Source organism: Enterorhabdus sp. P55 (genome assembly GCF_009911695.1).
Lineage (GTDB): Bacteria > Actinomycetota > Coriobacteriia > Coriobacteriales > Eggerthellaceae > Enterorhabdus.
Genome location: NZ_QWKK01000092.1, coordinates 1 through 9,433 on the forward strand (window position 1 = coordinate 1; position 9,433 = coordinate 9,433).

Below are 9,433 nucleotides of genomic sequence, written 5' to 3' on the forward strand. Positions count from 1 at the left end.
TCCTCCTCCACGAACTCGGTCAGGTCGTCGAAGGTGAGCAGCATCGCGCCGGACTGCGAGGGGCTCGACTGCATGCGCCGGCGGGGGCGGGCAGGGGCGGGGGCAGACGCCTCCGAGGAGTCCGCAGCCCGGCGGTCGTCAGCATGCGACCCGTCCGCCAGTCGCTGCATGCGCCTGCGGCCCGACGGCTCGTCGTCCTCGCGGTAGTCTATCTCGTTGTCAGCCAATGCTTCTATGGTTCTTGTTCTTCGGACGCCCCGGCGGGGGGGGCGGTCGTGCTTCTCTTTGGGGATCAGCGTTGCTTGCGGACTATCTCCAGCCCCACGGGCACCTCGACGTCGCGGCCGAGGATCCGCAGTTCCAGCACGGCGGTTCGCTTGCGGCGGTTAATGCGTTTGACCTGGGCTTCCTTGCCCACCAAAGGCCCGCTGGTGATGCGGACGATCCCGCCTTCCACCACAGCCCGCGACATATCCACCACGCGGTGGCCGCGCCGGGTGAAGGCGTCGATCCAGGCCACCTCCTCGTCGTCAAGCGGCAGGAACGTGCCGTCCACGTCGAGGAGCCGCGCAAAGTCGGGCAGCCGGTCGAGCGCCGCCCGCAGCCGCTTGGGCTGCTCGGAGTCGACGATGACATAGCCCGGAAACAGGGGCTCCTCCACCGTCTTCCACTCGTCAGCCTCCTTGAAGGCCACCTTGCGGCGCGGCACGAAGCACTCCTTCAGCAGGGACGCGTCCACGCGCTCGCCGATGAGATCGCAGGCCGCCTGCTCGCGACCGGTCGCCACCTGCACCACGTACCACATGGCGCCTCCCTTCCGACATGGCTTCGCCGCCGGCCTCTCGGCCCGCGCTCGGCCGCCGCGGCACGGCTTCGCCACGCGCCGCCCCTCGGCGCCACACGGCTTCGCCATCAGGGGCCTCGGCCCCTTCCGCGACAATCGCTCTTCCCCTCCCGCGCTTGTACGACTGCCGAACGCGGCCTCGCTTTACACAACGGGATATCGGTGCAGTTTCCTGCGGAGAGATCGAGCGAAATGCGCGCTGGATCGGGGCCGGCGCGCCGCTCGCTCGGGCTCTCCGCAACAAGCTGCAGAGGGCTCCTACGGTTCGTCAACTCTTGGAGACCACCTCCAAGCCCACCTTGATGCCGTGGGAGGCGGCGGGAAGCACGGAGGCAGCGACACGAGACGGATCGACGCCCAGCAGCACCTCGGCCGCGCAAGACGGGTCGAGCCAAGCCGCGCGATGGTGGCGGTCGACGCGGCGCACGAGCCTCTCCAGCCCGACGAGCGGGCCGGACTCCACCACCAGGTCGCCCTCCACGATGCGCCCACGGGACGAGCGCACCACGCCTTCCGCATCCGCGAGAGCGCGCACGAGGGCAGCCTCCGCATCAGAGAGCGTAGCCAGACGGCCATCGGCGCCCAGCACCAGATCGGGCTGGGTGGAGCGACGCAGCGCCTGGTCGACGGCCTCCGGATCGTCGGACGCGAGGAAGAGATAGCCCGGGAACAGCGGCTCGAGCGCGTAGCTCCAAGCGCCGGCCTTCTTCCGCAGCATCTGGCGACGCAGCGGGAAGCACGCCTGCACGGCATCGCCGCCGAGGGCCGCGACGCGACGGGCCGCCGCGTCCTCACGGGACGGAACGACCTGCACCACGAAGCGCGCCACGGGCGCATGCACGGGAATATTCAGCTTTCGATCAGGGAAAACGGATGAAGCGGGACGAACGCACCGACGGGTGCGGGCCCGTGCGGCGCGAGCGTCGGCCGAACGTGCCGCAGCAGGGTCTACGCGGAGGCTGCCAGGGCTACCTTGAAGCGGCTGCCCCCCCCCGCGAGTTTCTGCGATGTATGTCAGCGTCGGCTGGCTCACGTCAGGCCTATCCTCGTTTCATCGTCGGAACGCGTCCTCACCTGCTGCAACGACGCGTTGTAGTTCAGTCGAATATAGTAGCACACCCCCTCCCGTGCAATACCGGACGATCACCACTGACGGATTATCCGTACAACTCCACAGAAACCCCGGCGCGATTCCTCGGCAAGCGGGAAGGAAAGCCGACAACAGACGCATGATTCAGGAAATGGTTCAGGAAGTGACTCAGGAAGTGATTCAGGAAATGCCCCACCCCTTCTTCTTGGAAGTCGACTCGCGCATAAGCCTGCGCGACGTCATCTGCCGCGAGCTCGGCAGCGGCACGCGCAACCTCTTCAAGTACTCCAAGCACTACTTAGGCGCAGACCCGGTTCTTCAAGAGGGAGACGTCTTTCGTGCGCACGTCCCCAAGCGGGCAAACGGCGAAACGGCGCAGGGGCCCCCGCAAAAGGCTGGATCGGCGAAGAGCGTCCCCGCACTCATCATGGAACTCGTCCAAGAGGGGCCCGTCACCGTCGCTCATGTTGCCGAGGTCGCCGGCGTTACCAAGCGAACGGCCAGCAGCCACCTGAACCGACTGGCTGCCGAAGGAGCCATTATCGCCCACGGCGAGACAAGGAACAGGCGCTACGAGCTCTCCCCTCGCTAGCATCACGGCCCGACGAAAACGGGCCCCTCATTCGAGGGGCCCGTGGGACGCAGGGCGCTTGTCGCGCTGGGCGTCGGGGTGAATCGCGCTAGGCGGCGTTATCCAGCTGGCCGTAGCCGTAGCTGTAGCGCTGCTGGCGGCTCGGCATCTGCTGCTGTTGCTGCTGGCTGGCAGCGTCGTCGCCGAGAACCACCTGGACGTCCTGGCTCTGGCCGTCGCGGTCGATGGTGAGCGTCACCGTGTCGCCCGGCTGCTTGCCGCGCACGTCGAGCATGAGGTCGCTCGCGCTCTCCACGGCCTTGCCGTCGAAGCCGGTGACGATGTCGCCCTCCTGCAGGCCCGCGGCAGCGGCGCCGGAGTCCGGGCTCACCGCGGCGATGTAGGCGCCCTCGTCAGCGGTCAGGCCGTAACGCTGGGCCATCTGCGGAGTGACGTTGACCAGCGACACGCCGAGCTGCGCGTGGGTGGGCGCCTGGCCGTCGATGATCTGGTTCGCCAGGTTCACCGCGTAGTTCACGGGGATGGCGAAGCCGACGCCGGAGTAGTTGCCGGAATAGGACGTGATGAGCGTGTTGATGCCGATGAGCTTGCCCTCGGCGTCCACCATGGCGCCGCCGGAGTTACCGGGGTTGATGGCCGCGTCGGTCTGGATCATGTTGGGGTAGATGGTGCTCTGGCCGCCAGCCATGCCCTGCTGCTCGGAGGAGTCCATGATCTGGGAGCGGCTGGTGGCCGACACGATGCCCGTGGCCACGGACTGCTCCAGGCCGAAGGGGCTGCCGAGCGTCATGACCCACTCGCCGATGACCAGGTCGTCGGAGTCGCCGAGCTCCATCGGGGTGAGGCCGCTCGCATCCTTGCACTTGAGCACGGCCACGTCAGAGCTGGGGTCAGCGCCGACGAGCTCAGCCTCGTAGGTGGTGCCCTCGACGGTGACCTCGTAGGCCTCGCCGCCCTCGACCACGTGGTTGTTGGTGATGATGTAGCCGTCTTCGGTCAGCACGACGCCGCTGCCGAGCGACGTGGCAGCGAGCTCGCCGCCCTGCTGCCCCTGCTGGCCGCCGCCCCAGCCATAGCCGTACCTGTTGCCGTAGCCGCCGGCGGTCTGGCGCGCGTACACGTCGATGGCCGCCACGGAGGGCAGGCACTTGGCCGAGACGACCTCGGGAAGCGTGGCATCCTCGCCGTTCACGGTGATGCTCGTTCCCTGCTGGTTGTTCACGGTGGCGGAAGGCTCGACGGTACCGCCAGACGCGCCGTTGGTCACGGCATTCACCGCGCCCATCACGCCGAAGGCCAGCACGCACGCCACGAGCGCGCCAGCGAAGGCAACGAGGAAGGTCTTAGCGCCCGAGCTGCGCTTCTGCTCCGGCACTGGCGGCATGGGCGCATGCCCAGCCGTGGCGTAGGGCACGCCCGCGGCGGCATGCTGCGGCTCGTGGACGGGCGCGGTCTGGGCGGCAGGCATCGGCGTCGTCTGCGCCGGCTGGCCCTCGGCCCCGGGCTGCCCCATGGGGCCCGGCACCGGAGGCATGCTGTTGTTCTCAGTCATAGTTCGCTCCTTGATCGGGTCTGACTGCATGTTCCTTGTAAAGGGGCGGCGGGCGCGCCTGCGTCTGGCGAAGGGCCGTCAGGTTGGAGGGAGGCGGCCGCTTCCAGGTGAATCCCGCAGCAACGCGCTCACCTTATCACCCGTGCGAAAACGTCGCGACATTCGCAGGGGAAACGTCATCCCCACGTCACGGAGATACACCAACTGACGTACTCCCGTAAGATGACGATGATGACGAAGGGGTACAATTATCTGGCAGAACACCCGGCAGGCGCCCCTGTGCCCGCCAAGCCCAAGCTGAGAGGATACGCCATGGAGCTGCCCGGACTCGTCACCGTCGACCCCGCCAACGAGGAGCTGGCCGTCAGGCTGGCCGAGATGGGAGGCGATGCCTTCCTCGAGGAGCTGTGGACCGTCGAGCTGCTGAGCGCCCTGCCCGCCGGCTCGCGCGGCGCCGACCGGGAGCGCTTCCTCTCGCGCGCCATCATCATGAACGACATCGTCGTGGGCGCACCCTACCAGGCCGTCTACTGCCTGGAGGACGCCTCTGCGCTGGCCGTCGCCTACCTCAAGAGCGACCTGGAGGGCCTCACGTGGGCCCACCTGGAGGAGAAGGCCGACCGCATCCTGATGGAGGAGGTCCTCTCCGAGGAGGAGGCCGCCGCCCTCGCCGTGCAGCTGGAGCGCATGGCCCCCATCTCCGTCTTCGACTGGGAGGAGCGCGAGCAGAAGGAAGGCGACTTCATCCACTTCGTCATGCTGGCAGTTGATGCGACCAAGCGCGGCACGGGGCGCTTCCGCAAGCTCATGACGCCGTTCTTCGACTATGCGGACGAGCACGGGATCCCCTGCTACCTTGAGACCTACTCCGACTCGCTCCAGGCGCTCTACGAACACGTGGGCTTTGAGGTGTGCCACGTCTTCGAGAGCCCTGACTTCGCCATCACCGAGCGCGCCATGGTGAGGAAGCCGCAGAAGTAGCGCGAGGGGCGCGTAGGCAGGACGCGGCCCGGGCGCTACCCCAGATGTGCCGTGTCGCCTATCCTCCCCAGGCGAATGGCGCCGTCTTCCCAGATCAGCTCGGTGAGGCTGGCGTTCTCTATCTTGAGGGGGTCATTGACGCGGGGGCGGTCGTAGAGGTAGACCAGCGTGCGGATGACGAAGGCGTGGGTGACCACGAGCACATCGCCGCCGCCCGCCTCCTCGGCGTGGGCCGCCGTCTCGGCGATGAACGCGCGCAGGCGCCCCTCGATGGCGGCAAAGTCCTCGGCGCGGCCCGTCGGGTCGACGCGCGCGAAGTAGTTCGCTATCTCGGGCAGGCGCTCATTCTGCTCGGCGCGCGAGAGGTCGCGGCTGAAGCAGTCGACGAGCGCGCGGCGCATCTCCTCGCCCAGCTCGCCCTCGAGCCAGCCGTAGCACCACTCGCGCAGCCGGGCATCCGCCGACACAGGGATAGACCGGTCGCCCTCATCAAGGCCGCGCAGGCGCCGCTCGTTGGCGCGCGCCTCGAGCGCGACGGCAAGCGTCTCACGCGCGCGGCCGCTGTCGCTGGAATACGCCCAGGTGAAGTCGGTATCCGCGAGGCCCTGCCCCAGGCGGTAGGCCGCGTACAGGCCGTTGCCCGTGAGCGGCGTGTCGCACCAGCCCTGCACCTTCCCCATGACGTTGAACAGCGTCTCGCCATGGCGCGCGAAGTGGAAGGCGACCGCCATGGCGCTCACTCCCCCGCCGGATCGGGCGCGGCGCCCGGCGCGGCGGAAGCGCCCGCGGGCGCCTGGTCAGCGCTGGCGCTCGGCTGCGGCGCCGCCGGAGCGGCCGCCTCCTCCGCAGACGCCAGGTACGCCGGGTTGGGCGCGAGCCCCAGGCCTGCCGCGATGGCCCGCAGATCGTCGTCAGTCAGCGGGTAGGCCGGCTCGGCGCCGCCGCAGAGCAGGCGGGCCTCGCGGTAGATGGCCGCCGCCTTCACCACCACGTCCGCCAGGCCGAAGGCCTCGTCGCACGTGGCGCCGGTGGCGAGCAGGCCGTGGTGCGCCCAGATGACGGCCGCGTGATCGCGCGCCGCCGCAGCCGTGAGGTCGGCCAGCTCGCGCGAGCCGGGCACGGCCGTGGGCACGGCGCCCACGCCCTCGGGAAACACCATGAGGCACTCGGTCATCGTCTGCCACAGCGCGCGAGTGATGACGCGGGCGTCCGACGGCAGCGCGAAGGTGAGCGCGATCACCGGCACGGGATGGCAGTGGTACACCACGCGGCACGCGCCGTCCGTGGCCTCCTTGCGCACGCCGTGCAGGATGACATGCGCCGCCAGCTCGCTCGTCGGGCGGCCATCGCCCTCGAAGCCCCAGACGGGACGCCAGAACGCGCCGCCCAGATCCACCTCGATGATGCCGAGCGCGCGGGCCGGGGCGTCCTTCACGTTGCGGAAGTACGAGCCCGCCGCCGTCACCAGCAGGCACTCCCCCGCCATGCTCGGCACCGCAGCCTCAAGCGGCTCCCAGGGGCGCGGGGTCTCGGCGAAGTAGGGGCGGCAGGCCTGAGCCTCCTCGGCCGTCAGGCGGTAGGAGGCGTTGCCGCCGTTGCGCTCGTGCCAGCCGCGGCTGTAGCCGTCGTCGCACAGGCGCACCAGGTCGCGCACGAAGCCACGCTGCTCCACGGCGAGGGAGGAGACGGCACCGCGTGCCTTGGAGACGCCCTGGTCAAAGAGGTTCTTCACATCCATGGGCTAGCCCTGCTCGTAGCGCGAGAGGAACGCGCGGGTGCGCTCGTGCACGGGGTTGTTGATGACGTCCGCCGCGCGGCCCGCCTCCACCACGCGGCCGTCGTCTATGAAGATGAGGTGGTCGGCCACGTCACGTGCGAAGCTCATCTCGTGGGTGACGATGACCATGGTCATGCGCTCGGCCGCCAGGTCGCGGATGACCTGAAGAACGTCGCGGGTGAGCTCGGGATCGAGCGCGCTCGTAGGCTCGTCGAAGAACAGCACGTCGGGGTTGAGCGCAAGCGCCCGGGCGATGGCCACACGCTGCTGCTGCCCGCCGGACAGCTCGCAGGGCACCATGTCCTCCTTGCCGGCCAGCCCCATCTTCGCCAGCAGCTCGCGGGCCTGGGCCTCCGCCTCGTCCTTGGGCCGCTTCTGCACGCAGACGGGAGCGTCGGTGATGTTCTTGAGCACCGTGTAGTGCGGAAACAGGTTGAAGTTCTGGAACACCAGGCCAAAGCGCGTCTTGGCTTGGGCGAGCACGTCCTTGCCGCCGTAGACGGCGCGGCCGGCGTCATTGGTGCGCGTCACCGCCAGGTCGCCGTAGGACAGATCGCCCGCGTCGAGCGTCTCCAACAGCGTGAGGCAGCGCAGAAGCGTCGACTTGCCGCCGCCTGACGGCCCGATGATGGCCAGCACGTCGCCGCGGTTGACGGTGAGCGAGATGTCCTTGAGCACCTCGTTGGCGCCGAACGCCTTCTTCGCGTGCTCGAGCGTGACGACGGGGGCGTTTGCGTTAGTCATGGTAGTAGTCCAGCTTCTTCTCGACACGGTTGAGGATGAACTCGATGAGCAGGCAGAACACCCAGTAGATGAGCGCGGCGATGGCATAGGGCAGCATGGAGACCTCGCGCGCGGCCAACGCCTTGGCAGCCGAGAACATCTCGGCAATGCCGAGCACGAAGGCAAGCGAGGTGTCCTTCACCAGGGTGATGACCTCGTTGCCCATGGCGGGCAGGATGCGCTTGATGACCTGGGGCAGCACGATCTTCATGAACGTCTGGGCCCGCGAGTAGCCCAGCACCGCCGCCGCCTCGTACTGGCCGCGCGGGATGGACTGGATACCCGAGCGGTAGATCTCGGCGAAGTAGGCAGCATAGTTGAGGATGAAGCCGATGGCGCAGGCGGAGAACTTCCAGTCCGACCCCATGTTCAGGCCCAGCAGGTAGTACGGGCCGAACATGATGGCCATGAGCTGCAGCATGAGCGGCGTGCCGCGCAGCACCGAGATGTAGAGCTGGGCCAGCCAGGCCAGCGGCTTGAAGCGACTCATGCGCGCGAGTGCCACCACCACGCCCAGCGGCAGGGAGCCGACGAGCGTCACGACGAAGATCTGCGCCGTGAGCAGAAAGCCCTCTCCCAGAATGCCCATCATCACCGAGAATTCCACCGTACCTCCTCTTCAAGCCCGGTATCGCTTGCCGCGAAGCCGCCGCGCGGCCCCTCGGCAAACCTACCGATACGACAGCGAATGCCGCGGGAGACCCACGGCATTCGCCCGGTTACCTCGTATGCCCCCAGTCTAGCGCACTAGAGCGCCAAAGGGGATGGCGTTAGTCGACCAGCACCCAGTTATCAATGGTGATGCCGTACTCGCCCCACTTCTCGCAGAGCTCGGCGATGGTGCCATCATCGTACATCTCCTTGAGGGTCTTGTTTACCGCGTCGACCATGGCCGCGTCGCCGTCCTTGGCGAAGCCCACGGCATAGTTCTCGGTGGACAGGGGCTCAAGCTTCACGAACACGCCAGGCTTGGCCGCCATCTGGTAGTCGGCGATGGACAGGTCGCAGGCAACGGCATCCACGGCACCAGACTCCAGCTGCATGAAGGCGTTGTTGTAGTCGCCGATGGTCTGGGCCGCGCCGCCGGCGAAGGTGTCGGCCAGGGCCTTCTGGCCCTCCTCGTCCTCGAGCACGTCGAGGGCGGCGGAGTCGACCTGGGTCATGACGTTCTTGCCGGCCAGAGCCTCAAGCGAGTCGATGCCAGAGTCAGCCTTCACCACAACCACCTGCTCGTTGTGCATGTAGGGCTTGGAGAAGGCGTACTTGCCCTCGCGGCCCTCCATGGTGAAGCCGTTCCAGATGCAGTTGATGGTGCCCTGGTTGAGCAGCGCGTCCTTGGCGTCCCAGTCGATGGCCTCCAGCTTCAGATCCCAGCCGTTGCGCTCGGCCACCTCGGTGGCCAGGTCGATGTCGAAGCCGGTCAGGTTGCCGTCGTCGCCGACGAAGCCGTAGGGCGGGTAGGCGTTGTCCAGGCCCACGATGAGCGTGGTCTTCTCCTCCTGGGCCGGGGCCTTGTCCTCGGCCTTCTTGTCGTCGGCGGCGGTGCCGCCGGAGCAGCCGGCCAGCAGCAGCGCGGACAGGCTCAGAGCCGCCGCAGCGACGACGAGCGCCTTCATCTTCTTCATAGCTAGTTCCTCCCGTATGATCTGGCGTGATGCCGGCCGTCCCTCTCGCGGCCATTCCATCACTCTACCGTAGTAAAGTGGAGTCAGTATAGCACAGCCCACGGCAACGACACGGGAATCGGGCGAGCGGCGGCGGTTGGCACGCGCGGCGGGCTGCGCGGGCGGGCGCGGCGGGTCACGCGGGCGGGC

Annotated in this window: 11 protein-coding genes; 2 read left to right on the forward strand and 9 right to left on the reverse strand. The window is 68.0% G+C overall.

Annotation, left to right across the window (positions count from 1 at the left end):
• The 3 genes from D1643_RS08575 to D1643_RS08585 all read right to left on the reverse strand — a co-directional run.
• On the reverse strand, positions 1-227 hold a 227-nt coding region (locus D1643_RS08575; protein ID WP_160710232.1), incomplete at its 3' end, for a hypothetical protein.
• A 65-nt stretch (positions 228-292) separates the two neighbouring features.
• A complete protein-coding gene (loaP, locus tag D1643_RS08580) occupies positions 293-805 on the reverse strand; it encodes an antiterminator LoaP (RefSeq protein WP_160710233.1) in 513 nt (170 codons plus the stop codon).
• Positions 806-1,112: 307 nt separating this feature from the next.
• Positions 1,113-1,673 carry a transcription termination/antitermination NusG family protein gene (locus D1643_RS08585; protein WP_160710234.1) on the reverse strand — a complete coding sequence of 187 codons (561 nt, stop codon included), beginning with the start codon at positions 1,671-1,673 and terminating at the stop codon, positions 1,113-1,115.
• A 400-nt stretch (positions 1,674-2,073) separates the two neighbouring features.
• Between D1643_RS08585 and D1643_RS08590 the strand changes: the two genes are divergently transcribed.
• Positions 2,074-2,526 carry a winged helix-turn-helix domain-containing protein gene (locus D1643_RS08590; protein WP_160710235.1) on the forward strand — a complete coding sequence of 151 codons (453 nt, stop codon included), beginning with the start codon at positions 2,074-2,076 and terminating at the stop codon, positions 2,524-2,526.
• 88 nt (positions 2,527-2,614) lie between these two features.
• On the opposite strand, the gene D1643_RS08595 is transcribed toward D1643_RS08590, so the two are convergent.
• Entirely contained in the window at positions 2,615-4,078 is a 1,464-nt protein-coding gene (locus D1643_RS08595) for a S1C family serine protease (protein WP_236643491.1), read from the reverse strand.
• 312 nt (positions 4,079-4,390) lie between these two features.
• On the opposite strand from D1643_RS08595, the gene D1643_RS08600 reads away from it, so the two are divergent.
• A complete protein-coding gene (locus D1643_RS08600) occupies positions 4,391-5,059 on the forward strand; it encodes an N-acetyltransferase (protein WP_160710236.1) in 669 nt (222 codons plus the stop codon).
• Between the two features lie 35 nt (positions 5,060-5,094).
• Here the strand turns inward: D1643_RS08600 and D1643_RS08605 are convergent, their stop codons facing one another.
• The 5 genes from D1643_RS08605 to D1643_RS08625 form a co-directional block, all read right to left on the reverse strand.
• Positions 5,095-5,790: a histidine phosphatase family protein gene (locus D1643_RS08605; protein ID WP_160710237.1), complete on the reverse strand. Its 696-nt coding sequence runs from the start codon at positions 5,788-5,790 to the stop codon at positions 5,095-5,097.
• A 5-nt stretch (positions 5,791-5,795) separates the two neighbouring features.
• A complete protein-coding gene (gene rhaD / locus D1643_RS08610) occupies positions 5,796-6,797 on the reverse strand; it encodes a rhamnulose-1-phosphate aldolase (RefSeq protein WP_160710238.1) in 1,002 nt (333 codons plus the stop codon).
• Between the two features lie 3 nt (positions 6,798-6,800).
• Positions 6,801-7,580: an amino acid ABC transporter ATP-binding protein gene (locus tag D1643_RS08615; protein WP_160710239.1), complete on the reverse strand. Its 780-nt coding sequence runs from the start codon at positions 7,578-7,580 to the stop codon at positions 6,801-6,803.
• Complete coding sequence (locus D1643_RS08620) at positions 7,573-8,226, reverse strand: amino acid ABC transporter permease (RefSeq protein ID WP_160710240.1); 654 nt, start codon at positions 8,224-8,226, stop codon at positions 7,573-7,575. The genes D1643_RS08615 and D1643_RS08620 overlap by 8 nt, the downstream gene beginning before the upstream one ends.
• Before the next feature lie 163 nt (positions 8,227-8,389).
• Positions 8,390-9,244: an amino acid ABC transporter substrate-binding protein gene (locus D1643_RS08625; protein ID WP_160710241.1), complete on the reverse strand. Its 855-nt coding sequence runs from the start codon at positions 9,242-9,244 to the stop codon at positions 8,390-8,392.
• Between the last annotated feature and the right edge of the window lie 189 nt (positions 9,245-9,433).